At 68.7% G+C, this 26,237-nt stretch carries 24 protein-coding genes; 16 read left to right on the top strand and 8 right to left on the bottom strand.

From position 1 onward, the window contains the following. The first annotated feature begins 60 nt into the window (after window positions 1-60). Window positions 61-645 (top strand): isopentenyl-diphosphate Delta-isomerase, encoded by a 585-nt coding sequence (idi, locus tag C1J01_RS04190; protein ID WP_111176145.1) that lies wholly within the window; start codon window positions 61-63, stop codon window positions 643-645. Window positions 646-705: 60 nt separating this feature from the next. On the opposite strand, the gene C1J01_RS04185 is transcribed toward idi, so the two are convergent. Both C1J01_RS04185 and C1J01_RS04180 read right to left on the bottom strand, forming a co-directional pair. Beyond that, complete coding sequence (locus C1J01_RS04185) at window positions 706-1,785, bottom strand: inositol-3-phosphate synthase (RefSeq protein WP_111176143.1); 1,080 nt, start codon at window positions 1,783-1,785, stop codon at window positions 706-708. A 13-nt stretch (window positions 1,786-1,798) separates the two neighbouring features. Beyond that, a complete protein-coding gene (locus tag C1J01_RS04180) occupies window positions 1,799-2,389 on the bottom strand; it encodes a PadR family transcriptional regulator (RefSeq protein WP_111176141.1) in 591 nt (196 codons plus the stop codon). Between the two features lie 134 nt (window positions 2,390-2,523). Here C1J01_RS04180 and C1J01_RS04175 point away from each other — a divergent pair, with 134 nt between their 5' ends. The 4 genes from C1J01_RS04175 (at window position 2,524) to C1J01_RS04160 (ending at window position 8,000) form a co-directional block, all read left to right on the top strand. Then, a complete protein-coding gene (locus C1J01_RS04175) occupies window positions 2,524-2,910 on the top strand; it encodes a DUF5318 family protein (RefSeq protein WP_111176139.1) in 387 nt (128 codons plus the stop codon). A gap of 241 nt (window positions 2,911-3,151) precedes the next feature. Further along, window positions 3,152-5,620, top strand: a complete 2,469-nt coding sequence (locus C1J01_RS04170) for a transglycosylase domain-containing protein (protein WP_181448567.1) — start codon at window positions 3,152-3,154, stop codon at window positions 5,618-5,620. Window positions 5,621-5,622: 2 nt separating this feature from the next. After that, window positions 5,623-6,939, top strand: coding sequence for a glycosyltransferase family 87 protein (locus C1J01_RS04165; RefSeq protein ID WP_111176135.1), 1,317 nt, complete (start codon window positions 5,623-5,625; stop codon window positions 6,937-6,939). Further along, complete coding sequence (locus tag C1J01_RS04160) at window positions 6,936-8,000, top strand: mannosyltransferase family protein (protein ID WP_111176133.1); 1,065 nt, start codon at window positions 6,936-6,938, stop codon at window positions 7,998-8,000. The genes C1J01_RS04165 and C1J01_RS04160 overlap by 4 nt, the downstream gene beginning before the upstream one ends. Window positions 8,001-8,063: 63 nt before the next feature. On the opposite strand, the gene C1J01_RS04155 is transcribed toward C1J01_RS04160, so the two are convergent. Continuing rightward, window positions 8,064-8,807, bottom strand: coding sequence for a deoxyribonuclease IV (locus tag C1J01_RS04155; RefSeq protein ID WP_181448566.1), 744 nt, complete (start codon window positions 8,805-8,807; stop codon window positions 8,064-8,066). A gap of 84 nt (window positions 8,808-8,891) precedes the next feature. Here C1J01_RS04155 and C1J01_RS49550 point away from each other — a divergent pair, with 84 nt between their 5' ends. Beyond that, window positions 8,892-9,068 (top strand): hypothetical protein, encoded by a 177-nt coding sequence (locus tag C1J01_RS49550; RefSeq protein WP_181448565.1) that lies wholly within the window; start codon window positions 8,892-8,894, stop codon window positions 9,066-9,068. 49 nt (window positions 9,069-9,117) lie between these two features. On the opposite strand, the gene C1J01_RS04150 is transcribed toward C1J01_RS49550, so the two are convergent. Further along, entirely contained in the window at window positions 9,118-9,432 is a 315-nt protein-coding gene (locus C1J01_RS04150) for a hypothetical protein (RefSeq protein WP_111176131.1), read from the bottom strand. Window positions 9,433-9,625: 193 nt separating this feature from the next. Here C1J01_RS04150 and rpsF point away from each other — a divergent pair, with 193 nt between their 5' ends. The 7 genes from rpsF (at window position 9,626) to C1J01_RS04115 (ending at window position 14,067) form a co-directional block, all read left to right on the top strand. After that, entirely contained in the window at window positions 9,626-9,916 is a 291-nt protein-coding gene (rpsF, locus tag C1J01_RS04145) for a 30S ribosomal protein S6 (protein WP_111176129.1), read from the top strand. A gap of 78 nt (window positions 9,917-9,994) precedes the next feature. Continuing rightward, window positions 9,995-10,546, top strand: coding sequence for a single-stranded DNA-binding protein (locus C1J01_RS04140; protein ID WP_111176127.1), 552 nt, complete (start codon window positions 9,995-9,997; stop codon window positions 10,544-10,546). Between the two features lie 63 nt (window positions 10,547-10,609). After that, on the top strand, window positions 10,610-10,846 hold the full coding sequence (gene rpsR / locus C1J01_RS04135) for a 30S ribosomal protein S18 (RefSeq protein WP_020543048.1): 237 nt from the start codon (window positions 10,610-10,612) through the stop codon (window positions 10,844-10,846). 14 nt (window positions 10,847-10,860) lie between these two features. Continuing rightward, complete coding sequence (gene rplI / locus C1J01_RS04130) at window positions 10,861-11,307, top strand: 50S ribosomal protein L9 (protein ID WP_111176125.1); 447 nt, start codon at window positions 10,861-10,863, stop codon at window positions 11,305-11,307. Between the two features lie 306 nt (window positions 11,308-11,613). Continuing rightward, complete coding sequence (locus C1J01_RS04125) at window positions 11,614-12,480, top strand: ABC transporter substrate-binding protein (protein WP_111176123.1); 867 nt, start codon at window positions 11,614-11,616, stop codon at window positions 12,478-12,480. A gap of 7 nt (window positions 12,481-12,487) precedes the next feature. After that, window positions 12,488-13,327, top strand: coding sequence for an amino acid ABC transporter permease (locus tag C1J01_RS04120; protein WP_111176121.1), 840 nt, complete (start codon window positions 12,488-12,490; stop codon window positions 13,325-13,327). Then, entirely contained in the window at window positions 13,324-14,067 is a 744-nt protein-coding gene (locus tag C1J01_RS04115) for an amino acid ABC transporter ATP-binding protein (protein WP_111176119.1), read from the top strand. Before C1J01_RS04120 ends, C1J01_RS04115 begins: the two co-directional genes overlap by 4 nt. On the opposite strand, the gene C1J01_RS04110 is transcribed toward C1J01_RS04115, so the two are convergent. Both C1J01_RS04110 and C1J01_RS04105 read right to left on the bottom strand, forming a co-directional pair. Further along, window positions 14,064-15,542, bottom strand: coding sequence for an APC family permease (locus C1J01_RS04110; RefSeq protein ID WP_235854243.1), 1,479 nt, complete (start codon window positions 15,540-15,542; stop codon window positions 14,064-14,066). The genes C1J01_RS04115 and C1J01_RS04110 overlap by 4 nt on opposite strands. 405 nt (window positions 15,543-15,947) lie before the next feature. Then, the gene (locus tag C1J01_RS04105; RefSeq protein WP_111176117.1) at window positions 15,948-17,249 is read right to left on the bottom strand and encodes an MATE family efflux transporter; all 1,302 of its coding nucleotides are present in this window, start codon (window positions 17,247-17,249) and stop codon (window positions 15,948-15,950) included. A gap of 296 nt (window positions 17,250-17,545) precedes the next feature. Between C1J01_RS04105 and dnaB the strand changes: the two genes are divergently transcribed. Further along, window positions 17,546-20,404 (top strand): replicative DNA helicase, encoded by a 2,859-nt coding sequence (gene dnaB, locus C1J01_RS04100; protein WP_111176115.1) that lies wholly within the window; start codon window positions 17,546-17,548, stop codon window positions 20,402-20,404. Between the two features lie 14 nt (window positions 20,405-20,418). Here dnaB and C1J01_RS04095 read toward each other — a convergent pair whose 3' ends face one another. Together C1J01_RS04095 and C1J01_RS04090 are read right to left on the bottom strand one after the other, a co-directional pair. Continuing rightward, a complete protein-coding gene (locus tag C1J01_RS04095; protein WP_111176113.1) occupies window positions 20,419-21,558 on the bottom strand; it encodes a serine hydrolase domain-containing protein in 1,140 nt (379 codons plus the stop codon). A gap of 93 nt (window positions 21,559-21,651) precedes the next feature. Beyond that, a complete protein-coding gene (locus tag C1J01_RS04090) occupies window positions 21,652-22,056 on the bottom strand; it encodes a hypothetical protein (protein WP_111176111.1) in 405 nt (134 codons plus the stop codon). A 273-nt stretch (window positions 22,057-22,329) separates the two neighbouring features. Between C1J01_RS04090 and dnaE the strand changes: the two genes are divergently transcribed. Together dnaE and C1J01_RS04080 are read left to right on the top strand one after the other, a co-directional pair. Then, window positions 22,330-25,884, top strand: a complete 3,555-nt coding sequence (dnaE, locus tag C1J01_RS04085; RefSeq protein ID WP_111176109.1) for a DNA polymerase III subunit alpha — start codon at window positions 22,330-22,332, stop codon at window positions 25,882-25,884. Beyond that, entirely contained in the window at window positions 25,881-26,237 is a 357-nt protein-coding gene (locus C1J01_RS04080) for a DUF6300 family protein (protein WP_111176107.1), read from the top strand. The genes dnaE and C1J01_RS04080 overlap by 4 nt, the downstream gene beginning before the upstream one ends.

The raw sequence follows: 26,237 nt of genomic DNA, 5'->3' as shown, positions 1-26,237 counted from the left end.
CCGAAGATGCATACCGAACGGGGTTCCGAACGGCCATCATGATCACGTACGCTTCATAGCGTGACGACTGAGGAACACGTGGTGCTCGTTGATCGTGCCGGCCACGCGCTGGGCACGGCGCCCAAGACGTCGGTGCACGGCCAGGAGACCCCCCTACATCTTGCGTTCTCCAGCTACGTCTTCGACCGCGAAGGCCGCGTGCTGCTCACCAGGAGAGCGGATCACAAGATCACGTGGCCGGGGGTGTGGACCAACAGCTGCTGCGGTCACCCCCTGCCCGGGGAGCCGCTCGAGAACGCGGTGGTGCGCCGGCTGTCCTACGAGCTCGGGCTCGAGGTCGAGCGCGTCGACCTCGTGCTGCCCACCTTCGCCTACCGCGCCGTCATGGCCAACGGCATCGTGGAGCACGAGCTCTGCCCGGTCTACCGCGTCATCGTCGACGCCTCCGCCCGGCCCAACCCCGACGAGGTGGGGGAGGTGGCCTGGATGCCGTGGAAGGAGTTCGCCGACGGCGTCCAGAACGGCCTGCTCGCGATCTCGCCGTGGTGCAGGGAGCAGGTGCCGCTGCTGGTCGAGCTGGGCGCCGACCCGCTCGCCTGGCCGCCGGCCCCGGCGGCCGAGCTCCCTCCCGCCGCCCGCCCGTGAAACGGAAGGCGCCGCACCCCACCGAGGGTCACGGCGCCTCACGGGAAGCGGGTCAGCGGGTCAGCGGTCGACCTCGCCGCGGATGAACTTCTCGACGTAGTCGCGGGCGTCGTCGTCGGAGTACTGCTCCGGCGGCGACTTCATGAAGTAGGAGGACGCCGACAGGATCGGACCGCCGATGCCCCGGTCGAGCGCGATCTTCGCGGCGCGCACCGCGTCGATGATGATGCCGGCCGAGTTGGGCGAGTCCCAGACCTCGAGCTTGTACTCCAGGCTCAGCGGCGTGTCACCGAAGGAACGCCCCTCCAGCCGGACGTAGGCGAACTTGCGGTCGTCGAGCCACGGCACGTGGTCGGACGGGCCGATGTGCACGTCGGCCTTGGCCATCTCGTGGGGGATCTGCGAGGTGACCGACTGGGTCTTGGAGATCTTCTTCGACTGGAGGCGGGTGCGCTCCAGCATGTTCATGAAGTCCATGTTGCCGCCGAAGTTGAGCTGGTACGTGCGCAGCAGCTCCACCCCGCGGTCCTCGAACAGCTTGGCCAGCACGCGGTGCGTGATCGTGGCGCCGACCTGCGACTTGATGTCGTCGCCGACGATCGGCACACCGGCCTCGGTGAACTTCTCCGCCCACTCGGGGTCGGAGGCGATGAACACCGGCAGCGCGTTGACGAACGCGACCTTGGCGTCGATGGCGCACTGCGCGTAGAAGCGGTCGGCCTCCTCCGAGCCCACCGGCAGGTACGACACCAGGACGTCCACCTGGTTGTCCCGCAGCACCTTGACCACGTCGACGGGCGCCTCGTCGGACTCCTCGATGATCTCGCGGTAGTACTCGCCCAGGCCGTCGAAGGTGTGGCCGCGCTGGACGGTCACCCCGAGGGGCGGCACGTCGGTGATCTTGATGGTGTTGTTCTCGCTGGCGACGATCGCCTCGGACAGGTCGCGGCCGACCTTCTTGGCGTCCACGTCGAAGGCCGCGACGAACTCGACGTCGCCGACGTGGTAGTCGCCGAACTTCACGTGCATCAGGCCCGGGACCCGTATGTCCGGGTCGGCGTCCTTGTAATAGTGAACGCCCTGGACCAGCGAGGACGCGCAGTTGCCGACACCGACAATGGCCACGCGAACCGAACCCATCGCACTCGCTCCCTTACTCATCAGTTGACGTGGTATCTCTTTCGGGCCTCTCCTCTGAAGAGGCCCGACGCTCCGTTGCGATCAGCTCGTTCAGCCAGCGCACCTCGCGCTCCACCGACTCGAGCCCGTGGCGTTGCAGCTCCAGCGTGTAGCTGTCGAGCCGCTCCGCGGTGCGCGCGAGCGCGGTGCGCACCGCGTCGAGCCGCTCCTCGAGTCGGCTGCGGCGGCCTTCGAGAATGCGCAGGCGTACCTCGGCCTCGGTGTGGCGGAAGAAGGCGAAGTGCACACCGAAGCTCTCGTCCTCCCAGGCGGAAGGGCCGGCCTGGGTCAGGAGCTCCTGCAGCCGTTCCTTGCCCTCGGCGGTCAGCTTGTAGACGATCTTCGACCTGCCGCCGACGATCGCGGTCGGAGCGGGCTGCTCCTCGGCGATGAGGCCCCGGGCCAGAAGTGATCGCAGACAGGGGTACAGCGACCCGTAGGAGAACGCGCGGAACATCCCCAGCAGGGCGTTGAGCCGTTTGCGCAGCTCGTAGCCGTGCAGCGGGGTTTCGTGCAGCGACCCGAGCACGGCCAGCTCCAAGACCCTGCCCTGTCCGCCGGCCATCGGAACCGCCCCCCTCTCGCGTCGATGTATCGAGCCGATACATCCCGAGGATACGTCCGCCCGCTATATGGCCGCAATCGGCAAATCGGGCAAGTCGTTGGGATGAACCGGAGAAACGCCGTAGTCTGGCGCACATGTGGTCACAGCGAAGGGTGGTGGATTACGGCCTCGCCGAAAGGGCGGTGGTCCACTCCCGGCGTGCCGGGCGCACGTTACGCGGCGAAGTCTGTGACGCACAGTCGTACCTCCTTCGCGCGGCCCGCCGTTTCGGCGGGCCGACCGAACGCCTCTGCCCGGTGTGCGAGAAGGAGAACGTCACCAACGTGACCGATGTTCATGGCGATTCCCTGCGGCGGCATGCCGGTCAGGCAAAGGTCACGTCAGAACTCGCCGTCATGGCTCATGATTACGATGAGTTCCGGGTGTACGTTGTCGAGGTCTGCCAAGGTTGTTCCTGGAACCACCTGACGGTGTCGTACGTCCTCGGGAACGGACCGCCTGACCTCGTCGGCCAAGCGTGATATCCGAGGGCGGCGAGGAGCCTCACGCCCAACCGCCGTTTTTGTTCCGACGACGATGCGAGGACGTGTGAGTAACAGCATGAATGAGGGGACGGCGCATCAACCCCGCCCGGGTAGACGCCGTCGTTCCAGCTCATCCCGTTCTGTGCCCCCAGGTTCTCCGCCTCAAACCGGCGAATCCGGCTGGGGCGCGGCCCCGTCGCAACGCCGGCCCGAGGCCGCATACGAGCAGACCGGCGCCATGGCCGCGCAGCCGTACGACGAGCCGCCGCCGCGCCGGCCCGCACCGCCTTCGCCACGCCGCGACGTCACCCAGGAGGGCCCGCGCACGCGCGCCCGCCAGGAGACCCGCGCGATGAGCAACCAGGAGACCATCGTCAGCGACGCCCCGCGGCGCTCGCGCCGGCGCGGCGAGGGCGGGCCGCCCGAGCCGCCCGGCCCTCCGGTCAGAAAGGGCGGCGGCGGTCGCGGCGGCTGGCGCAGGTTCGTGCCGAGCTGGAAGATCGTCGTGGCGGGCGTCGTCATCCTCGCCGCCGGCATCTTCGGCATGGTCATGGTCGCGTACGCCAACGTCGAGGTGCCGACCGCGGCGCAGGCCGAGGCGACCGCGCAGCAGAGCACCATCTACTACCGCGACGGCAAGACCGTCATCGCCACGCTCGGCTTCAAGCGTGAGCGGGTGCCGCTCGCGAAGATGTCGCAGAGCGTGCGGGACGCCGCGGTGGCCATCGAGAACAAGACGTTCTACGAGGACTCCGGCGTCTCGATCCCCGCCATGTTCCGTTCGGTGTGGATGACCGCCACCGGGCAGCAGCTCCAGGGCGCCTCGACCATCACCCAGCAGATGGCCCGTAACTACTACGACGGCCTCAGCCAGGAAGTCTCCATCAAGCGAAAGGTCATGGAGATCTTCGTCGCGGTCAAGCTCGACGAGAACATGACCAAGGACGAGATCCTGGAGACGTACCTCAACACCATCAACTTCGGCCGCGCGTACGGCGTCGAGGCCGCCGCCAAGGCGTACTTCGGCAACAAGGTCACCGCCGCGAAGCTCACCCCCGAGCAGGGCGCCTACCTCGCGGCGCGCATCCAGCAGCCCGCGTGGGACGCCGACGAGCCCGCGCTGCAGGCGCGCTTCAAGAACGTCATCCAGAACATGGCCGAGCAGTGGCCCGACCGCTACGGCGACCTGCCCCAGACGGCCAAGTTCCCCAAGACGGTGAAGAGCAGCGACACCAACGAGCTGGGCGGCCTGCGCGGCTACATGGTCAAGGAGGTGCTGAACGAGCTGGAGCAGCGCGGCCTGGACGAGGACGAGGTCAAGAGCGGCGGCTACGACATCATCTCCACCTTCGACAAGAAGCTGATGCAGGCCGCGAAGGCCGCGGTGACCAGCACGACGAAGGGCATGTCCAACGAGTTCCACGCGGGCCTGGCCGCCGTCGACCCCAAGAACGGGCGCGTGCTCGCCTTCTACGGCGGTGACAACTACCTCAACGACCCGTGGAACGAGCCCTTCCAGTCGCAGAAGCAGGCCGCGTCCGCGTTCAAGCCGTACGTGCTGGCGGCCTGGCTGCAGGCCGGCTACTCGCTCAAGAGCTTCGTGCCGGGCAACGAGACCGTGCCGAAGGTGCTGCCCGGCCAGCAGGAGGGCGGCATCACCAACAGCCACAACGTCGGCGCCGCCGTCGACGTGGTCAAGGCCACCGCGCAGTCGGTCAACACCGCGTTCGTCTCGATGGCGTACGCGCTGCCGAACCAACTCGACGACGTCAAGCACCTGGTCGAGGCGGCCGGCTTCAACCAGAAGCGCATGGAAGACGACATCGCCGAGCACCACTACCAGTTCGCCATCGGCAGCGCGCTGGTGACGCCGGTCGAGCAGGCCGCCGGCTACGCGATCTTCGCCAACGGCGGCAAGTACACCCGCTACCACGTCGTGAAAGAGGTCCGGCAGAACGGCCAGGTCGCCTACCCCGAGGTGGCCAACCCCAAGCAGGTCATCGCCCCGGGCGTGGCCGCCGACGCCACGACCGCCATGGCGGAGGTGCTCAAGTCCGGCACCGCGGCGGGCAAGGGCCTCGGCAACCGGCCGGCCGCCGGCAAGACCGGCACCAACAACGACGAGAAGGAAGCCTGGTTCGTCGGCTACACCCCGCAGATCTCCACCGCCGTCGGCTTCTACCGCGAGCAGTGCGTGACCAAGTCGGGCAAGGTCGTACCGCCCGAGCACTCCAACTGCCCGGTCTTCCGCAAGGGCAGCGACAAGTACGGCTGGGACAACCCGTACACCAGGCCGAAGGAGACCTCGCTCGGGTTCGAGGGCGCCGGTCCGCCCACGATCGTCTGGCAGAAGTTCATGCAGCTCGCCCACGAGGGCCTGCCGGTCGAGCAGTTCCCCGAGCCGGCCGAGGTCGGCGTGCCGGAGAACATCGTGCCGAGCCCGACGCCCACGCCCACGCCGACCCCCGAGGACGACCCGTTCGGTGAGGGCGACCCGTTCGACGAGGGCAACCCGTTCGGCGGCACCGACGAGGACTGCTTCGTCAACTGCGACGGCGACGTGACGACCGAGGACGACCCGAGCGTCGACGACGGCGGGGTCGACCAGTTCTCCGACGACGAGATCGGGCTCGCGGGCGGCGGCTCGGCGCCCAGGGCGCGGCCGAGCGGGCAGGAACCGATGTCCACTAGGCCAGAGGACCAGTGACGATGACCGAGGCACGCGCCCCCTGGGGGGCGCGTGCCGTGCCGTACCTGCCCCTGGGGCTGATCGCGGCCCTGGGGGCGACCCTCGCGTACGTCGTGCGGCTGCCGTGCCGCACGGGCGGCTGGAACGACCAGGTCGCGACGTACACGAACTTCTGTTACACCGACATCTACCCGCTCTACTTCGACCGGGCGCTCGCCACCCAGAACCCCTACTTCGCCGACGTGCCGTTCGACAAGCAGGTCGAATACCCGGTCGTGCTCGGCGAGGTCATGCAGGTGATCAGCTGGATCGCCCGGTGGCTGGAGCCGGACGCGGTCGCGCAGGCCGTGCGCTTCTACGACCTGACGGTGATCCTGCTCGGCGTCTGCCTGGTGGCCGGCGTGCTGCTGATGGCCGCCGTGGCCGGCCCTTCGCGCCGGTGGGACCCGCTCTGGTACGCCATCTCGCCCGCCGTCGTGCTGGCCGCGTACATCAACTGGGACCTGGTCGCGGGCGCGCTGTCGATGGGCGTGCTGCTGGCCTGGAAGCAGCGCCGGCTGGTGCTCGCCGGGGTGCTGCTCGGCCTCGCGATCGCCACCAAGTTCTACCCGCTGATGTTCGTGGGGGCGCTGTTCCTGCTCACGTTGCGCACCGCGCGCTGGCGGCCGTTCCTGGTGACGATGGGCTCGGCCGTGGCCGCGTGGCTCGTGGTCAACCTGCCGTTCATGATCTTCGCCTGGGAGGGCTGGCGCCGCTTCTACGTCTTCTCCCAGGAACGCGGGGTCGACTGGGGCTCGCCGTGGCTGTTCTTCCAGACCAAGGGCTGGCCGGTGCTCGGCGAGATCGACGTGAGCACGCTCGGCATGGTGTCGCTGGCCGTGCTCTGCCTGGGCATCGCCGTGCTCACCCTCGCCGCGCCGCGCCGGCCGCGGCTGGCGCAGATCTGCTTCCTGGCCCTGGCCGCGTTCATGATGACGAACAAGGTGTGGTCGCCGCAGTTCGTGCTCTGGCTGGTGCCGTTCGCGGTGCTGGCCCGGCCCAACTGGAAGCCGCTGGTGCTGTGGCAGCTCGCGGAGGTCTGGTACTTCGTCGCGATCTGGCTCTACCTGCTCTCCCAGCCGCCGCTCGGCCGTGACGACCTCGGCATCAGCGACGACACGTACTTCACCGCCGTGTGGGGGCGGGTCATCACGATCGGCATCATGATGGCGTTCGTGGTGCGCGACATCCTGCGCCCGGACAAGGACGTCGTACGGCGCACGGGCGTCGACGACCAGGCCGGGGGAGTGTTCGACGACGCCCCCGACCGGTTCACGCTGACGTCCGCCCTGAGATGATCACCCGTTCCACCCGCCTGGACGCGCTGCTGCTCTGGTTCGGCTCGCGCGCGGGGCTGCTCGTCGTGACGTTGCTCGGCGCGACGCTGGCCGACTATCTCGACCGGTGGCGCAAGTGGGACGCCACCCTGTTCATCACCATCGCCCAGTACGGCTACGACGGCGAACCCGGCCGGCCTGTGGACGACGGGCTGCCGGCGTTCTTCCCCGGCCTGCCGATGGCGCTGCGGCTCGTGCATTTCGTCGTACCGGACTGGGCGGCGGCCGGGCTGATCGTCTCGCTCGTGTCCGGGGCGGTCGCCATGGTGGCCCTGGCCCGGCTGGCCGAGGCCGAGGGCGCCTCCGGCTGGATCGCCGTGGCGGCGCTGCTGCTCTTCCCCATGGCGGTGTTCCTGGCCGCCGGCTACAGCGAGTCGCTCTTCCTGGCCTTCGCGATCCCGGCGTGGCTGGCCGCCCGCCAGGGACGCTGGCCGCTCGCGGTGCTGCTCGCGGCAGGGGCGTCGTGCGTGCGGATCACCGGGTTGTTCCTGGCGGCGGCGCTGATCGTGGAGTTCGTCGCGCGGGGGGAGTCGCCGCGGCGGGCGGGCTGGCTCGTGGCGCCGTTCGTGCCGCTGGCGGCGTACTCGGTCTATCACTACCGCAGGACCGGCGACTGGCTGGCGTGGAAGCACGCCCAGGAGGCCGGGTGGGGGCGCGACTTCGCCTGGCCGTGGGAGGCGTGGCGGACGACGTGGCACTCGGCGATGGGCTCCGACGACTTCGCGGTGGCGTTCCGGATGGAGATCGCCGGAGCGGTGGTGGTCGTGGCCGCGCTGGTGTGGCTGCTCGTGCTGCGCCGGTGGAGCGAGGCCGTCTACTGCGGCACGCAGGCGGCGGCGCTGATGACCTCGGCGTACTACCTGTCGATCCCGCGCTCGTTGCTGCTGTGGTTTCCGCTGTGGGTGCTCTTCGCCCGCCTCGCCACGCGCAGGGCGTGGGTGCTCGTGCTCTACGCGGCGGTCTGCGGGCCGCTCATGCTGCTGAACGCCGGACGGTTCCTGAGTGGCGCGTGGGCAGGCTGATCTCTATACCCGCTTTTGTTTCTCGGTAATCCAAGGAAGTTATCCACAGCCTGTGTGTAAACGCTAGAGGTTCTTCCGCAGAAAGGCGATGTCGTCGGCCTGGCCCTCGGCCGGCGTCTCCACCACGATCGGCGCCCCGGCCGCCCGGCAGACCGCGAGGATCAGCTCGGAGTCGATCGTCCCCTTGCCCAGGTTGGCGTGGCGGTCGGCGCCGGAGTCGAACGCGTCGCGCGAGTCGTTGCAGTGGACGAGGTCGATCCGGCCGGTGATGGCCTTGACCCGCTCCACCAGGTCGACCAGCTCCTCGCCGCCGGCGTGGGCGTGGCAGGTGTCGAGGCAGAAGCCCACGTCGAAGCCGTCGAGCGCGTCCCACAGGCGGGCGATGCGCTCCAGTTTGCGGGCCATCGCGTTGCCGCCGCCCGCGGTGTTCTCGATCAGCACGGGGATGGGGCACTCCATGCGCTCGAACACCTTGCGCCAGTTGTCGAACCCGACCTGCGGGTCGTCGTTCTTGTTGACGTGGCCGCCGTGCACGACCAGGCCCTTCGCACCCAGCCCGGCCGCCGCCTTCAGGTGCTGCTCCAGCAGCTTGCGGCTGGGGATGCGGATGCGGTTGTTGGTGGTCGCCACGTTGATCAGGTAGGGGGCGTGGATGTAGACGTCGACGCCCTCGACCGGCTTGGCGGGCAGCACGGGCTTGTCGTATCCCTGCGGGTCGCCGAGGAAGAACTGCGCCACCTCGGCGCCGACGGCCGCGGCGTGGGCGGCGGGGTCGTCCTGGTCGACATGGGCTCCGATGCGCAGCATGTCATCGAGCTTATCCGTTTCGCGGGCACCGCTCGGGGCAGTCGCCAACCGCCCCCTGTGCGAGGAGATCCGAGGAGAAACGACATGTCACGCTGGCGCTTACGCGCGTTGATCTTATTGGTGTACGTGGTGATCGGGATCTACGTGGCCTGGGTGTACGACTACATCACCCCGGCCCTGCTGCGGGATCTCGCCGAGGCGCTGCTCGCCGTCTTCCTGTGGTTCCTGGTCCTGCTCGGCATCGACCTGAACATCGGGTGAGCCGCACATCGCAACGGCCCCGGTGGGCGGGGCCGTTAGCCGCGGGGGGTCAGTGCGGGAGGAAACCGCCGTGGACGATGCCGAGCGCGGCTCCCACGAACGACCCCACCAGCCCGACCACGTTGAGCGCGCGCTGCGGTGTGGTCGCCGAGATGTACTGGGAGTAGAGCCCCATCCCGAAGCCGAGCGCGCCGAACCACGACGAGATCACGTGAGCCGCGGGCCAGAACGTCGACACGAAGGCCACGATGCCGCAGACGATCGTCGCCACGGCGAAGCCGTTCTCGATGGGGTGCGCACGCCCGTCGGGATTGAGCGTGAGCCTGAACCGCCCCCTTTCGGAGGGCTGGACAACATGTGGCACTACCACCACCCCCTTGGTCTTCTAATGGGCCTGCCCAGGTACTGGCGGCTGGTAACCTGGGCAGCGCTGCGTTGTGATGGGTGATCCGTCATCCCGGGATGCCGAAAGGGGCCGCCCGGGCTCAGACGTCAGCGTCCTCCTGTCACGGCAGAGTGTCGTGACCGCAAGAGTCCAGAGGAGGTTGGAGTCCCGCATGCGTCGTTACGAAGTAATGGTCATTCTGGACCCTTCGCTCGATGAGCGCACTGTCGCGCCGTCCCTCGACCAGTTCCTCACCGTCGTCCGCAACGACGGCGGCACCGTGGAGAAGGTCGACGTCTGGGGCCGTCGCCGTCTCGCCTACGACATCGACAAGAAGTCCGAGGGCATCTACGCCGTCATCGACCTGTCCGCCCAGCCGGCCACGGTCAAGGAGCTCGACCGGCAGCTCAACCTCAACGAGGGCATTCTGCGCACCAAGGTCCTCCGTCCGGACGTGCACTAACCTCCGGCTTTTGTCGGAGGAGCCCCGTACTCTGAGCCGTAACCCAAGCGAAGGCGTGCAGGAAGGCGAGCGCAAGCCATGGCAGCAGGCGACACCGTAATCACCATCGTCGGCAACCTGGTCGACGACCCTGAGCTGCGCTTCACCCCGACGGGGCAAGCGGTGGCTCGGTTCCGCATCGCATCCACTCCGCGATTCATGGATCGCCAGACCAACGAGTGGAAAGACGGCGAGAGCCTCTTCCTGACCTGCAACGTCTGGCGGCAGGCGGCGGAGAACACCGCCGAGAGCCTCCAGCGCGGCATGAGGGTCATCGTGCAGGGGCGGCTCAAGCAGCGGTCTTACGAGACCAAGGAAGGCGAGAAGCGCACGGTCTACGAGGTCGAGGTCGACGAGGTCGGCCCGTCCCTGCGCAACGCGACCGCCAAGGTCAACCGCACCTCCCGTCAGGGTGGCGGCGGTGGCGGCTTCGGCGGCCCGGCCGACGACCCGTGGGCGTCCGCGTCCCCGGCCCCGCCCCAGGGCGGCGGCTTCCAGGGTGGCGGTGGCGGCGGCTACGGCGGCGGCGGCCAGCAGGGCGGCGGCTTCGGCGGCGGCGGTGGCGACTTCAGCGACGAACCGCCTTTCTAAATCCAGTCCACAAGCCCGAGTCCATTCCCGCTCTGACGGCGGGGCTCTGAAAGGAGCACCACGATGGCAAAGCCGGCACTGCGCAAGCCCAAGAAGAAGGTTTGCCTGTTCTGCCACGACAAGATCTCCTACGTCGACTACAAGGACACGGCCCTGCTGCGGAAGTTCATCTCCGACCGCGGCAAGATCCGTGCGCGCCGGGTGACGGGCAACTGCACCCAGCACCAGCGCGACGTGGCGACCGCGATCAAGAACGCCCGTGAGGTGGCCCTGCTGCCCTACACGAGCACCGCGCGCTAAGGAGGCCTTGCGACATGAAGCTCATCCTCACCAACGAGGTCTCCGGCCTCGGCACCCCTGGCGACATCGTCGAGGTCAAGGACGGCTACGGCCGTAACTACCTCATCCCGCGCGGCTACGCCATGCGCTGGACGCGGGGCGCCGAGAAGCAGATCGAGACCATCCGCAAGGCGCGCGACGCCCGCGAGATCCGCGACCTCGGCACCGCCAAGGAGGTCGCCGGCCAGCTCGGCGCGCTGCGCGTCCGCCTGACCACCCGCGCGGGTGAGTCCGGCCGTCTGTTCGGCTCGATCACCACGGGCGACATCGCCGAGGCCGTCAAGGCCGCCGGCGGTCCGCAGCTCGACCGCCGCCGCATCGAGATCGTCAACCCGATCAAGAGCGTCGGCTCCCACCGGGTCACCGTGAAGCTCCACCCCGAGGTTTCCGCCTCCGTGGACGTCGAGGTCGTCGCCGGCTGATCTCCGTGAATCAGGCCCCCTCCGTTCGGAGCGGGGCCTTTTTCCTTCCTTACGCCTTGCCCCGTCGGCCACCCCCCGTACTTCGGCTGATGACCTTCCAGGGAAACGGCCGCTGACCCTTCACCGGCTGACCGCCGTCACGCGAGCCCACGTGGGCCGGCCTCCGTGGCACGTCGGGCACCACCGATGTCCCGAGCGTCCGTCTCAGATGCCCAGGACAGCGCGGGTACCGCGGACATGGAACCGCAATGAGGGCGGCGTAGAATGCGCTTCGTTCTTTCGCGCGTTCCCCCTGGAGGCAAGGCCATGGCCCGTCCCTCGATGCTGCTCGCGACCGGAGCCCTGGCCGTGGCGGTCGTGGGCTGCGCACCGGTCGACGACCCGGCCACCACCGCCGCGGCGGCCCCCACGTCGTCCACCGCGTGCACGAAAGACCAGCTCCAGCTGGTCAACGCGGGCAAGCTGACCATCGGCACCGACAAGCCCGCCTACGAACCGTGGTTCAAGGAGGACGACCCGAGCAACGGCCAGGGGTTCGAGAGCGCGGTCGCGTTCGCGGTGGCGGGCGAGCTCGGCTTCGACCGCACCGAGGTGCAGTGGAACACGGTGAAGTTCGACTCCGCGTTCGCACCGGGGGAGAAGCAGTTCGACTTCGACATCAACCAGGTGTCGATCACCCCCGACCGCGCGAAGGCGGTCGACTTCAGCAAGGGCTATTACACCGTCAAGCAGGCGATCGTCGCGGTCGAGGGGAGCGAGTTCGCCGGGGCGACGTCGCTGGCCGCGCTGAAGGACGCCAAGATCGGCGTTCAGGTCGGCACGACCTCGCTCGACGCGGTCAAGAACGTCATCCAGCCCGCCAACGAGCCCAACGTCTACAACGAGCAGATCGACGCGGTCAACGCGCTGAAGAACGAGCAGGTGGACGCGCTGGTCGTCGACCTGCCGACGGCGTTCTACGTCACCGCCGCCCAGGTCGAGAACTCCAAGATCGTCGGTCAGTTCAGCTCGACGGGCGGCACGCCGGAGGAGTTCGGGCTGGTCATGGAGAAGGGCAGCCCGCTCAAGCCGTGCGTCGACAAGGCCGTGGACGCGCTGAAGTCGAAGGGCGAGCTGGCCAAGATCGAGCAGGAATGGCTCGGCTCGGCGGCGGGCGCGCCCGAGCTGCAGTGACCCGAGCATGAGTGAATGGGTCAAGTCGGAGCGGCAGGCCGAGCGCGAGCGTTTCCGCAGGGCGCACGCCCGGCGCTCGGCCTCGATCGCGACGGTCTCGACGGTGGTCTTCATCGTCCTGGTCGTGTGGGTGGTCACGCAGTCGCCGGGCTGGCCGCGGGTGCGGGAGACGTTCTTCGACGGTGAGCAGTTCGTCAAGGCGCTGCCCGACGTGCTGAGCGGGTTCCTGCTCAACATCAAGATCTTCCTGATCGCCGAGCCGCTGATCCTCGTCGTCGGCCTGCTGGTGGCGCTGGCCAGGGGCATCAAGACGCCGGCGTTCTTCCCGATCCGGGCGCTCGCCACGCTCTACACCGACGTCTTCCGCGGGGTGCCGACGATCCTGGTGATCTACCTGATCGGGTTCGGGCTGCCCGCGCTGCGGCTGCAGGGCATCCCGACCGATCTGGCGACCCTGGGCATCATCGCCCTGACGCTCTCCTACGGCGCGTACGTGGCGGAGGTGTTCCGTTCCGGCATCGAGTCGATCCACCCGAGCCAGGTCGCCGCGGCGCGCTCACTCGGGCTCAGCCACGCCAGGACCATGCGCTTCGTGGTGCTGCCGCAGGCCACCCGCAGGGTCGTGCCGCCGCTGCTCAACGACTTCGTCTCGCTGCAGAAGGACACCGCGCTGGTCGCCACCATCGGGCCGCTGGAGGCGTTGCGGCAGGCGCAGATCCACGCCGCCAGCACGTTCAACTACACGCCGTACCTCGTCGCGGCGCTGCTGTTCATTCTGCTCACCATCCCCATGGCCCGGTTCACCGACCATCTGGCCGCCCGTACGCGCAGGAGGCGTGGCGCATGAGCGTGCTGACCTTGGAAGGCGTGTGGAAGAACTTCCACGGCCACAGCGTGCTGCGCGGCATCGACCTGGAGGTCCGGCCGCACGAGGTGGTGAGCCTCATCGGAGCGTCCGGCTCGGGCAAGTCCACGCTGCTGCGCTGCGTCAACCTGCTGGAGACCGTGGACGACGGGGCCATCTACCTCGACGGCGAGGAGATCACCGACCCGCGGGTGGACGTCGACGGGGTGCGCAAGCGGCTCGGCATCGTGTTCCAGGCGTTCAACCTGTTCCCGCACATGACGGTGCTGGACAACATCACGCTGGCGCCGCGTCAGGTGCACGGGGTGCCGAAGGCGCGGGCCGAGGAGGAGGCGTACGGGCTGCTGGCCAGGTTCGGGCTGGCGCAGAAGGCGAACGCCTACCCCGACCAGCTCTCCGGCGGTCAGCAGCAGCGCGTGGCCATCATCAGGGCGCTGGCCACGCAGCCCCGGCTCATGCTGCTCGACGAGGTCACCTCGGCGCTCGACCCCGAGCTGGTGCTGGAGGTCCTGGGGATCATCAGGGAGCTCAAGGAGTCGGGCATGACGATGATCCTCACCACCCACGAGATGGGGTTCTGCCGCGACATCTCCGACACGGTGTGCTTCCTCGACGGCGGTGTGCTGCTGGAGAAGGGTCCTCCCGAGCAGATCTTCACCGAGCCCGAGCACGCCAGGACCCGCGAGTTCCTGCGCAGCGTGCTGGAGTCGGGGCGGTTCTAGCGCCGGTGCCGGCCGCCGGCGGCGGGCTGCCACTCGGGGGCGCGTGGGCGGGCGAGGATGCTGTTGCGGCGGCCGTACACGAGGTAGACGCCGAGGCCGAAGGCCATCCACAGGATGAACCACGCCCAGGTCAGCACGCGCAGGTTGACCATCAGCCAGAGTGTGGCGACCAGCGACAACGCGGGCAGCAGCGGCGAGAACGGCACCCGGAACCCGCGCTCCAGGTGCGGCATGCGCCGTCGCATCACGATCACCCCGGCGGCCACGAACGCGAACGCGAACAGCGTCCCGATGACCACCAGCTCCTGCATGGTGAGCACCGGCACGAACTCCGCCAGCAGGATCGCCACCAGCCCGATCACCAGCGTCACCCGCGTGGGCGTGTGGTAGCGGCGGCTCACCGACGCCAGGCCGCGCGGGATGAGCCCGTCGCGCGCCATCGAGAACAGCACCCGCGTCTGCCCGACGATCAGCACCAGGATCACCGTGGACAGCCCCAGCACCGCTCCCGCGTCGATGACGTGCACCATCCACCCGACGCCGACCGCACGGAACGCGCTGGCCAGCGGCGCGTCCTCGGAGATCTGCGTGTACGAGACCATGCCGACCATGACCAGCGCCACCGCGATGTAGATGACCGTGGCGACGACCAGGCTGCGGATCATGCCCTTCGGCACGGCCCTGGGCGCGTTCGTGGTCTCCTCTGCGGCGGTGGCCACGATGTCGAACCCGATGTACGCGAACGCGATGGCCGAGGCCGCCGCGAAGATGCCGAACCAGCCGAACGCCTGGCCCTGACCGACGAGGATCTCCAGCACCGTCGCCGGCGCGGTGTCCAGTGTCTTCGGCGGCACGTAGAACTCGCCGAAGTTCGCCACGTCGATGTGCGGCAGGCCGACCACGATGACCGCGCCGATGGCCAGCAGCTTGGCCGACACCATGATCCACAGCGCGCGCAGGCCGATCCGCGCGCCGAGCGCGACGGTGCCCGTGAGCACCACCAGGATCAGGAAGACGAGCGCGTCCTGGACGAGTTCCTTCTGCGGCACCTGGACACCGAAGTTCTCGATCGCGCCGACCGCGATGCCGCCCCAGGCCCTGGCCACGACGGCGGCGGCGAACTGCAGCTCCAGGATCAGCGCCCAGCCGATGATCCACGCCCACACCTCGCCGAAGATGACGTACGTGAAGGTGTAGGCGCTGCCGGAGGTCGGCATGGTGGACGACAGCTCGGCGTAGCAGAGGCAGGCCAGCAGGCACGCGATGCCCGCGATCATGAAGGACAGGATGACGCCGGGCCCGGCCGTGGTAGCCGCCTGCTGACCGGCGATGCTGAAGATGCCCGCGCCGATCATCACGCCGAGCCCGAGCACGATCAGGTCGGCCGGGCGGTAGACCTCGGCCAGGCTGTGCCGGGCGCCGGTACGCAGCCCGGTCGCCTCGGAAGGCGGCAGTCGTCGCAGAATTGTGGACACGGAACACCCCGCTCAGGGAACTCGTTCACAATCCCCCACCACTGTTACAACAGCAAGCACAAGACGATTACATTGACGTGCGTTCAGCACGCCACCGCAGGCCACGGCAACGCCGCGCCTCCAGTGGCCCACCTCCGTGAGACGGCCGACTGCAGGGGTGTTCTTCTCGTCGCATACGTCCAGTGGCCTGCGGGTGGGGGCGCTGTCGCGCTTGCGGGGGCCAGCGGATGCCGGCGGGCCCTACGCCGCACCTCGTACTTCTGGGTGGAGTGTCGCGAAGCGTTGTGGGGGATCAGGGCGTTCGCTCCAGCGAGCCGGGAGCGCCCGTGCGCGCCGACTCGTGGACCTGTATGTCTCGTGCACCTATATATAGGGTCACCCGCGTTCAGCGGCGGGGGTCGTGGTCTAGGCGCCCGTCACCAGCCATGCGGTGCCGGCGGCGCGGCGTACCAGGGTGATCAGGCGGGCCACCATCCACACGCCGAGCGCACACCAGAGGGCCACCACCCCGAACCCCGACGCCGCGAGCGCCGCCGGCAGGTACGCCAGTGTCGTCCACACCCCCGCCCACGCCAGGTACCGCTGATCACCGGCACCGATCAGCACCCCGTCCAGCACGAACACCACCCCGCACACCGGCTGGAACAACGCCACCGGCCACAACACCGCCAGCAGCAGCTCGGCGACGTGCGGATCGGCGTCGAAGAGCGGCGGCAGCAGGGGTCGCGCCGCGAGCACCAGCAGCCCGAGCACCGCCCCCGACCAGACGCCCCACTGCACCATGCGTCTCGTCGCGGCCCGGGTGGCGGCGACGTCCCCGGCTCCGAGTGATCGCCCGGTGATGGCCTGCCCGGCGATGGCGATGGCGTCCAGGGCGAAGGCGAGCAGCGTCCACACCTGGGTCGCGATGGCGTACGCGGCCAGTTCGGCCTCACCCATCCGGGTGGCGATGACGGTGGCCGCCACCAGCACGACCCGCAGGCACACCGTACGGATGAACAGCGCGAACCCGGCCGTGCCCGCCTGCCGGATGCCGCCCAGGTCAGGGGTGAGCGGCGTGCCGAGCCGCCGCGCGCCGCGCACCACCACGACGACGTAGACGGCGGCGCCGAGCGTCTGCGCCAGCACGGTGCCCCACGCGGACCCGGCGATCCCCCAGTCGAGCCCGAGCACGAACCACGCGTTCAGCGCGGCGTTCAGCGCGAACGACCCCACGGCCACCACCAGCGGCGTCACCGTGTCCTGCAGCCCCCGCAGCACCCCGGTCCCGGCCAGCACGACCAGCATCCCGGGCGTGCCGAGCAGGCTGATCCGCAGGTACGTCACCGCCTGCTCGCTCTGCCCCGGGTTCGCGCCGAACAGCTCCACGAGGGGCGGAGCCAGCGGCCAGAACACGGCGATGAGCACGACACCGATGCCGAGCGCGAGCCACACGCCGTCCACACCGCTGCGCATGGCGCGGTCGTGGTTGCCGGCCCCGCTCTGCCGCGCCACGGACGCCGTGGTGCCGTACGCGAGGAACACGCACAGGTTCACCAGTGCGGTCAGAACCGCCCCCGCGACCCCGAGGGCGCCCACCGCCGTGGTGCCGAGGCCGTGTCCCACGATGGCGTAGTCGGCCAGCAGGAAGAGCGGTTCGGCCACGAGCGCCCCGAACGCGGGGACGGCCAGGCGGAGGATCTCCCGGTCTCGGGGGGTAATAGGCATCGGTCCATTATGCCTATTACGCGGCGTGTCGCGGCAACTTTCTTTCCTCCACAGCCGGTGGACACTATCAGCCCAGGTCAGAGCGCCTTCAGTGGATATCTGCCAGAGTTATCCCCAGCCTGTGTCCACAGGCATTTCACACCCTGGCGGCCGTCGTCCACAGCTCGTCCACAGCTTGACCACAGGGTTGTCCACAGGCCACGTTGCCGACGGACCGAGACTCCGCGAAACTGTCAGACCGGTCGGCTACAAGTGGGGGTGGTGCGACCGCCTGCAAGTGTGTTCTAGGGGGCGCCGTGACCATTGACGAAGAAGAGGCCGGTGCAGGCCCAGGATTCGAGCGCACGCCGCCCCACAACATCGAGGCGGAGCAGTCCGTGCTGGGCGGCATGCTGCTGTCCAAAGACGCCATCGCCGACGTCATCGAGATCATCCGTTCCGACGACTTCTACCGTCCGGCCCACCAGATGGTCTACGACGTCATCACCGACCTCTACGGCCGGGGCGAGCCCGCCGACGCCGTCACCGTCTTCGACGAGCTGCAGAAGCGCGGCGAGATGGCCCGGGTGGGCGGCGCCGCCTATCTCCACACCCTGACGGCCGTCGTCCCCACCGCCGCCAACGCCGGCTACTACGCCAAGATCGTCCGCGAGCAGGCGGTCCTGCGCCGGCTCATCGAGGCCGGCACCCGCATCGTCTCCTACGGCTACGGCGGCCAGAACGAAGAGGTCGACGACCTGGTCGACCGCGCCCAGGCCGAGATCTACAAGGTCACCGAGCGGCGCACGTCCGAAGACTACGCGCCGCTGGCCGACATCATGCCGGGCGCCCTCGACGAGCTCGAGGCCATCGGCAGCCGCGGCGGCCAGATGGTCGGCGTCCCCACGGGCTTCCAGGACCTCGACTCCCTCACCAACGGCCTCCACCCCGGCCAGATGATCGTCGTGGCCGCCCGCCCCGCCATCGGCAAGGCGCTCGCGCTCGACACACCCCTGCCCACGCCCACAGGCTGGACGACGATGGGTGAGGTCAAGGTCGGTGATCAGCTGATCGGAGCCGACGGACGCCCCACGCGGGTCGTCGCCGCGACCGATGTCATGAACGACCGGCCCTGCTACGAGGTGGAGTTCAGCGACGGCACCGTGATCGTCGCGGATGCCCAGCACCAGTGGCGCACCACCACCCGCGCGTCCAGACGGGCCGCACACTCCGGCCGCGCTTTCCACCGGCCCGACGAAGCGGTACGGCGGGTGGAAGAGGTCTACCGGTCGGCCTGTGCCGAGCCCGACAAGCCGATCACTCACCGAGAAGCACTCGCAGTCGTGGGGGAGGAGTTCCGCCACGTCCTCCACACGGCCCAGAAAGGCATCCGGACCATTGCTAAGGTCCCTGCCCTCGTGGGCGGGCCGGTCCGTTCCGACTACGTTCGACGCCTGCCGGCTTACCCAGCGGCGGAGCTCTTCGGAGCCCTCCACGCACGCGTCACGACAGCCAAGAACGCAGCCCTGACGGTCCAGCACAGAAGCGTGGTCACCACCGAGGAAATAGCGGCTTCGCTGCGCTGCGCGTCCGACAACCGGCCGAACCACGCTGTGGCGGTCGCGGCGGCCTTCGACCTCGAGCCACAGGATGTGCCGCTGCCGCCGTACGCGCTAGGGGTCTGGCTCGGTGATGGGGAGAGCGCGGCAGCTCGCTTCACCACGACCGATCCGGAGATCATCGCCAACCTGGAGACCGAAGGGCTGCGCATCACGCGAGCGGGCTCCACCATCACCTATCGGATGAGTCTTCCCGAGCCGGAGCCCGTTGGCGTTCGTGCCTGCGTGGTGTGCGGCACTGCGTTCGTGCCGCGGACTTCCGAGGTGCGCACGTGCGGCCGTACGTGTGGGGGCAGGGCGCGATGCGTATCAGCGCCCGTGGCCGCACCGACGTGTCCTGATTGTGGTCGGCCCACGAGCGGTCTGCGACGTTGTCAGGAGTGTCACAGGAATCGTGGCACCGTTCAGGGCATCCTGCGCACGCTGGGGGTCCTTGGTGACAAGCACATTCCGCCGGTGTACCTGCGCGGGTCGGAGCAGCAGAGGCGTGACCTGCTGGCCGGGCTGCTCGACACCGACGGATATGTCAGTGCGAGCGGGCAGATCCAGCTCGCGCTGACGAACCGGAGGCTCGCCCATGACGCCCTCGAGCTCATCTTGAGCCTCGGCTACAAGGCCACCATGCGGACGAAGCCGGTCAAGGGCAGGACGGCGGACCCCTCGACCTACTACATGATCAATTTCACCACCCCGGACAAGATCTTCCGGCTGTCCCGCAAGGCGTCCAGGCAGGTCGGCACGGCGCATCCCACCACGCTGGTCCGCTACATCGTGGACGTGCGCCCTGTTCCGTCGCGCCCGGTCAGATGCGTTGAGGTCGACAACGCCGACCACATGTATCTCGCCAGCAGATCATGCATACCCACGCATAACAGCACACTCGGCCTTGACTTCGCGCGGTCTGCGGCTATTAAGCATGGGATGACCACGGTCATCTTCTCGCTGGAGATGTCCCGTAACGAGATCACCATGCGTCTGCTGTCCGCCGAGGCGCGGGTCGCGCTCCACGCCATGCGTTCGGGCACCATGAGCGACGACGACTGGACGCGCCTGGCGCGGCGGATGAGCGAGGTGGCGGAGGCGCCGCTGTTCATCGACGACTCGCCCAACATGTCGATGATGGAGATCAGGGCCAAGTGCCGGCGGCTCAAGCAGCGCAACGACCTGAGGTTCGTGGTCATCGACTACCTCCAGCTGATGAGCTCGCCGAAGAAGACCGAGAGCCGCCAGAACGAGGTCTCGGAGATCTCGCGTGCCATCAAGCTGCTGGCGAAGGAGCTCGAGGTGCCCGTCATCGCGATCTCCCAGCTCAACCGTGGCCCCGAACAGCGCACCGACAAACGCCCCCAAGTGAGCGATCTTCGCGAATCTGGAAGCATCGAGCAGGACGCCGACATGGTCATCCTGCTGCACCGCGAAGACGCCTACGAGCGCGAGTCACCCCGGGCGGGCGAGGCCGACCTGATCGTGGCCAAGCACCGTAACGGCCCCACCGCCACGGTGACGGTCGCCTTCCAGGGCCACTACAGCCGCTTCGTCGACATGGCCCAGCACTGACCCGGCCGAGGTGCTCAGCTCGCCGGCTGGGCGGGGTCGGCAGTCCGGCCGCAGAACACCTCGTTGACGAGCTTCCGCAGCGTCTCCTGGAACGTCGCGGCCAGGGACATCGCGGCGTCGTCCACATAGGTGAGCGAGGCGGTCAGGGTCTTGCCGCCGTCGGGCGTGCTGTACATCAGCGCCGCGTAGCCCGAGATGCCGCCGTTGTGGGTGATGACGGTGCCGCCGTCCGGGCCCGTGTCCTGCACGAACACTCCGAGGCCGTAGCCGGCCTTGGGGTGCGGCGTGCACATCTCGGCCAGCAGCGGGGCCGGCAGGAGCCGGCCGCCCAGCAGCGCGGAGATGAACGTGTGCAGGTCCTGGGTGGTCGAGATCATGTCGCCGCCGCTGGAGATCCAGGAGGGGTTCTGGCGGGTGACGTCGACCGTCTTCTCCTCGCCGGCCTCCTCGTACCGGTAGTAGGCGTGGGCGTGCGGCCCGGGGATGTCCGGCCGGGTGTCCGGTGACACGGTGCCCGACAGCCCGAGCGGCCCCAGGATCAGTCGCTGCATCTCCTCGGTGACCGAGCGGCCGGTGACCTTCTCGATCAGCAGCCTGGCCAGCACGTAGTTGGTGTTGGAATAGCTCCAGTCCGTGCCCGGCTCGAACCGCGCCGGCTTGGACAACGCCAGCCGTACGAGCTCCTCCGGCCGGTAGGTGCGGAACCGGTTGTCCACCCACTCCTGGCCGGCCCAGGGGATCCCCGGCGCCACAGTGCCGTCGTCGTAGTACTCGCCGGTGAAGTTGAACACCCCGCTGGTGTGCTGCAGCAACATCCGCACCGTGATCCGCGGGTCCAGCCCGAACTCGGGCAGGTGGTCGTGCACCGGAGTGTCCAGCCCGATCCTGCCCTCGGCCACCAGCTGCAGGACCAGGGTCGCGGTGAAGGTCTTGGTGTTGCTGCCGATCCGGAACCGTCCGTCCGTCGGCGGCTTCGCGGTCTCGCCCAGCTCGCTCACCCCGGCGCTGCCGGCCCACTCGCCCCGCTCGTCGTGCACGCGCAGCTGCACTCCGACGAAACCGGAATCGACGATCTCCTGGATGGCCTGCTGCAGCTCCGGGCGGTCCTGCCCGGTCCGCGGGGCGAACTCGTTCTGCTCGGTGAGGTTGGACATGGTGGATGTGCTCCTTCGAATCCCGATCGGATGGTTGGGTGCCCGGCCGGCTGCTGACATGCGGTGGTGAGCAGCCGGCCCGTCGGCATGCCGTCAAGCGGCGTCGAGGGCCCCGGTGACCTTGCGGGCCATCTCCGCCAGGGTGGGGCTGGGCTTGCCCTGGTGGGTGCGGGCGGCCGCCTCGACGGCGACGATGACGGTGCTGCGGAAGTTGGCGGCCTCGGCCGGGTCCTGCCGCTTGAGCAGGCTCATGGACGCCGTCAGGGCCGGCAGCACCAGGTCGGCGAGTGCGGCCACGGTCTTGCCGTACTTCACGCCCTTGGGCGCCTTGGTGAGCACGTGCCCGACCGCACCGGTCGCGGAGGTCAGGGCGATGGAGCCTTCGGTGGCGACCTTGTGGGCCGAGCCGGCGGCGCCGGCGGCGGACATCAGGGAGACGGCGCCCCACGCGGCGGTCCGCAGGGTGAGCTTGTCCTGGTCGGTGAGGGTGATGGCCATGATGGTGTGCTCCTGATCAGCTTTCGCGGAAGTCAAGGGAAGGCGGTGTCGAGATCGCTCAGGCCGGGTGGCCCGTGGGGATCGCGATCGCCGAACCGTTCATGACGTCAACCATCGCCGACCGCGCTGATCCCGGGCTGTCACCGTGCTGACGCGGCCGCTGACACGGCTCAGGGTCTCGCAGGCGGCTCATCGGTCGCCTGGCTCCCAACGGTCGCAGGAGAGGAATAGGCTCGGGCGGAAGTCCGGCGGCCACAGGAGTCAGGGGGGCATGTGAGCGACTCGTTCGTACACCTGCACGTTCACACCGAGTACAGCATGCTCGACGGGGCGGCGAAGATGAAGCCGCTGTTCAAGGAGGCAGAGCGGCTCGGTATGCCGGCGATCGCGATGTCCGATCACGGCAACATGTTCGGCGCGTACGAGTTCCAGTCGGTCGCCACGAACAGCTCCGTCAAGCCGATCATCGGGATCGAGGCGTACGTGGCGCCCGGCTCCCGGTTCTTCAAGAAGCCCGTCTTCTGGGGCTCACGCGCGGAGACCGGCGTGGCCGACGTCGAAGGCGGCAAGGACGTCTCCGGCGGCGGCCGGTACACCCACATGACGATGTGGGCCAAGGACGCGACCGGGCTGCGCAACCTGTTCCGGCTGTCCTCACTGGCCAGCTTCGAGGGCTACTACGGCAAGCCCCGCATGGACCAGGAGCTGGTCTCCCAGTACGCGGAGGGCATCATCGCCACCACCGGCTGCCCCTCCGGGGTCGTGCAGACCCGGTTGCGGCTCGGCCAGTACGACGAGGCGGTCAAGGCGGCCGGCGAATACCAGGAGATCTTCGGCAAGGAGAACTACTTCCTGGAGCTGATGGACCACGGCATCGACATCGAGCGGGAGGTGCGCGCCGACCTGCTCAAGCTGGCCAAGCAGCTCAACATCCCGCTCCTGGTCACCAACGACTCCCACTACGTGACCGAGGACCAGGCCGACGCGCACGACAGCCTCCTGTGCGTCGGCGTCGGCAAGAACAAGGACGACCCGAACCGCTTCAAGTTCAACGGGTCCGGCTACTACCTCAAGACCGCGCAGGAGATGCGGGCGCTGTTCCCCGACATGCCGGAGGCGTGCGACAACACCCTGCTGGTCGCCGAGATGGTCGGCGACTACGGCGAGGTGTTCGCCGAGGTGAACCGGATGCCGGACTACCCCGACGTGCCCGAGGGCGAGACGCAGGAGTCGTGGCTGCGCAAGGAGGTCGAGCGCGGCCTGGTCATGCGCTACGGCGACCCCGTCCCCGCCGAGGTGATGGAGCGGTACGAGACTGAGATGAAGGTCATCGGCCCGATGGGGTTCTCCTCCTACTTCCTCGTGGTCGCCGACATCTGCCGGCACGCCCGCGACAACGGCATCGCGGTCGGTCCCGGCCGAGGGTCGGCCACCGGCTCGATCGTCGCCTACGCCACCCGCATCACCGAACTCGACCCGCTGGAGCACGGTCTGCTGTTCGAGCGGTTCCTCAACCCGGAGCGGATCAACCCGCCGGACGTCGACCTCGACTTCGACGACCGCCAGCGCGACCGCATGGTGGCCTACGTCACCGAGAAGTACGGCAACGCCATGACCGCCCAGGTCAACACGTTCGGCACGATCAAGGCCAAGGCCGCCGTCAAGGACGCCAGCCGGATCCTCGGCTACCCGTTCGCCGTGGGCGACAAGATCACCAAGGCGATGCCGCCGGACGTCATGGGCAAGGGCGTCCCGCTCGCCGACCTGTTCAACGAGGACCACCCCCGCTACAACGAGGGCACCGAGATCCGCGCCCTGTACGAGTCCGACGTCGACGTGCGCAAGGTGATCGACACCGGCCGCGGCATCGAAGGGCTCATCCGCGGCACCGGCGTGCACGCGGCCGCGGTCATCCTGTCGTCGGACCCGCTGCTCGACCTCATCCCGATGCACATGCGGGACAAGGACAAGGTGATCATCACCGGGTTCGACTACCCGTCGTGCGAAGCGATGGGCCTGGTGAAGATGGACTTCCTGGGCCTGCGCAACCTCGGCATCATCGACCACGCCATCAAGATCATCGAGCAGAACCGGGGCGTCACCCTCGACACCCTGGAGCTGCCGCTCGACGACGAGAAGACGTACCAGCTGCTCGCCCGCGGCGACACCCTCGGCGTCTTCCAGCTCGACGGCGGCCCCATGCGCCAGCTGCTGAAGCTCATGGAGCCGACCCGGTTCGAGGACATCGCCGCCGTGCTCGCCCTCTACCGGCCGGGCCCGATGGCGGCCAACGCGCACACCAACTACGCCCACCGCAAGAACGGCCGCCAGGACATCGAGCCCATCCACCCCGAACTGAAGGACGCGCTGGAGCCGATCCTCGGCCCCACGTTCCATCTGCTCGTCTACCAGGAGCAGATCATGGCCGTCGCCCGGGAGCTGGCCGGCTACTCGCTCGGCGGCGCCGACCTGCTGCGCCGCGCCATGGGCAAGAAGAAGCCCGAGATCCTGGCCAAGGAGTTCGCCAACTTCCAGGCCGGCATGCGCGGCAACGGCTACAGCGACGAGTCCATCCAGGCGCTGTGGGACGTCATGCTGCCGTTCTCCGGATACGCGTTCAACAAGTCGCACACCGCCGGGTACGGTCTCGTCGCCTACTGGACCGCCTACCTCAAGGCCAACTACCCCGCCGAGTACATGGCCGCCCTGCTCACCAGCGTGGGCGACGACAAGGACAAGGCGGCCGTCTATCTGGCGGAGTGCCGCAAGATGGGCATCCAGGTGCTGCCGCCCGACGTCAACGACAGCCGGCTCGACTTCGTCGCGGTCGGCGACGACAAGGTCAGGTTCGGCATGGGCGCGGTCCGCAACGTCGGCGAGAACGTCGTCGACGGCATCGTCAAGGCCCGCACGGAGAAGGGCGGCTACCGCGACTTCAACGATTACCTCGACAAGGTGCCGCTCGTCGTCTGCAACAAGCGCGTGATCGAGTCGCTGATCAAGGCCGGGGCGTTCGACTCGCTCGGCCACCAGCGCAAGGCGCTGCTGATGATCCACGAGCAGGCGGTCGACTCGGTCATCGACATCAAGAAGAACGAGGCCCACGGCCAGGACTCGTTGTTCGGCGGCCTGGACGACGACGGGGCCGGCGAGGCGTTCTCCGTCCAGATCCCGGACATGGAGTGGGACAAGAAGACCAAGCTCGACTTCGAGCGGGAGATGCTCGGCCTGTACGTGTCCGACCACCCGCTGGCCGGCACCGAACGACTGCTCGCCCGCAACCGCGACACCACCATCGCCGACCTGCTCGACAGCGGTCGCGAAGACCGCGGCGACGTCCGCGTGTGCGGTCTGATCACGAAGGTGGACAAGCGCGTCAACAAGGCCGGCAACCTGTGGGCCATCGCCACGGTGGAGGACATGGACGGCGCCGTGGAGTGCCTGTTCTTCCCCAGGTCGTACGAGCTGTACTCGCTGGAGCTCCGCGAGGACGCCGTGGTGTCGGTCGCCGGGCAGATCAACAACCGCGACGGAGCCATCTCGATCTTCGCGACCGAGCTGACGCCGATCGACGTCTCGGGAGTCAGCAGCGACACCGGGCATCCGGTGACACTGCAGCTGCGTGAGGAGCGCATCAACCAGCAGCTGGTGGAGGAGCTGCGCAACGTGCTCAAGCAGCACGAGGGCCAGGTGCCGGTGCTGGTCAACCTGCGCCGTTCGGCGGGGAAGACGGTGGTGCTGTCGCTGCCGGGCTTCCGGGTCAACCCGGAGCCGTCGTTCGCCGCCGACATCAAGCAGTTGTTCGGGCCGGAGGCGATCTCCCTTTGACGGAGCGGCGGATCGACATCGTCTCCGGCCAGGAGCCGCCCACGTGCCCCCGCTGCCGTCAGGAGGGGCTGCTGCTGGCGCGGGTGCCGTACGGCTGGACGAACGAGGGCGGCGTCGCGGTGGAGGGCCGGAACGGGGTCGTGTTGTGCGCCGCGTGCGACACGGACACCCCGTACGCGGCCCAGCTCATCACGTGGTTCCACGTGCACGGCACCGTCGAGGCCGGCCACAGCGAGGAGTTCCTCCGCCTGCTGGCGGAGTGGGCCGAGCAGATCTCGGTCCCGCCGCTCGACCGGCAGCGGCTGGAGACCGAGATCGAGCAGTGGCGGCGCGGGCGCGCCGCCCGCACCTGA

The organism is Nonomuraea aridisoli (genome assembly GCF_003236395.1).
Classification (GTDB): domain Bacteria; phylum Actinomycetota; class Actinomycetes; order Streptosporangiales; family Streptosporangiaceae; genus Nonomuraea; species Nonomuraea aridisoli.
The sequence above is the reverse complement of the archived record's forward strand: the minus strand, read 5'-3'. Positions and strand labels throughout refer to the sequence as shown.

Coding starts and splice junctions, on each gene's coding strand:
- C1J01_RS04155 (WP_181448566.1), bottom strand. CDS start 8,807: ATGCTGCGCATCGGAGCCCATGTCGACCAGGACGACCCCGCCGCCCAC.
- C1J01_RS04160 (WP_111176133.1), top strand. CDS start 6,936: ATGATCACCCGTTCCACCCGCCTGGACGCGCTGCTGCTCTGGTTCGGC.
- C1J01_RS04165 (WP_111176135.1), top strand. CDS start 5,623: ATGACCGAGGCACGCGCCCCCTGGGGGGCGCGTGCCGTGCCGTACCTG.
- rpsR (WP_020543048.1), top strand. CDS start 10,610: ATGGCAAAGCCGGCACTGCGCAAGCCCAAGAAGAAGGTTTGCCTGTTC.
- C1J01_RS04105 (WP_111176117.1), bottom strand. CDS start 17,249: ATGCCTATTACCCCCCGAGACCGGGAGATCCTCCGCCTGGCCGTCCCC.
- rplI (WP_111176125.1), top strand. CDS start 10,861: ATGAAGCTCATCCTCACCAACGAGGTCTCCGGCCTCGGCACCCCTGGC.
- C1J01_RS04115 (WP_111176119.1), top strand. CDS start 13,324: ATGAGCGTGCTGACCTTGGAAGGCGTGTGGAAGAACTTCCACGGCCAC.
- C1J01_RS04140 (WP_111176127.1), top strand. CDS start 9,995: ATGGCAGCAGGCGACACCGTAATCACCATCGTCGGCAACCTGGTCGAC.
- C1J01_RS04185 (WP_111176143.1), bottom strand. CDS start 1,785: ATGGGTTCGGTTCGCGTGGCCATTGTCGGTGTCGGCAACTGCGCGTCC.
- C1J01_RS04170 (WP_181448567.1), top strand. CDS start 3,152: ATGGCCGCGCAGCCGTACGACGAGCCGCCGCCGCGCCGGCCCGCACCG.
- C1J01_RS49550 (WP_181448565.1), top strand. CDS start 8,892: ATGTCACGCTGGCGCTTACGCGCGTTGATCTTATTGGTGTACGTGGTG.
- C1J01_RS04125 (WP_111176123.1), top strand. CDS start 11,614: ATGGCCCGTCCCTCGATGCTGCTCGCGACCGGAGCCCTGGCCGTGGCG.
- C1J01_RS04120 (WP_111176121.1), top strand. CDS start 12,488: ATGAGTGAATGGGTCAAGTCGGAGCGGCAGGCCGAGCGCGAGCGTTTC.
- rpsF (WP_111176129.1), top strand. CDS start 9,626: ATGCGTCGTTACGAAGTAATGGTCATTCTGGACCCTTCGCTCGATGAG.
- C1J01_RS04095 (WP_111176113.1), bottom strand. CDS start 21,558: ATGTCCAACCTCACCGAGCAGAACGAGTTCGCCCCGCGGACCGGGCAG.
- C1J01_RS04090 (WP_111176111.1), bottom strand. CDS start 22,056: ATGGCCATCACCCTCACCGACCAGGACAAGCTCACCCTGCGGACCGCC.
- C1J01_RS04180 (WP_111176141.1), bottom strand. CDS start 2,389: ATGGCCGGCGGACAGGGCAGGGTCTTGGAGCTGGCCGTGCTCGGGTCG.
- C1J01_RS04175 (WP_111176139.1), top strand. CDS start 2,524: ATGTGGTCACAGCGAAGGGTGGTGGATTACGGCCTCGCCGAAAGGGCG.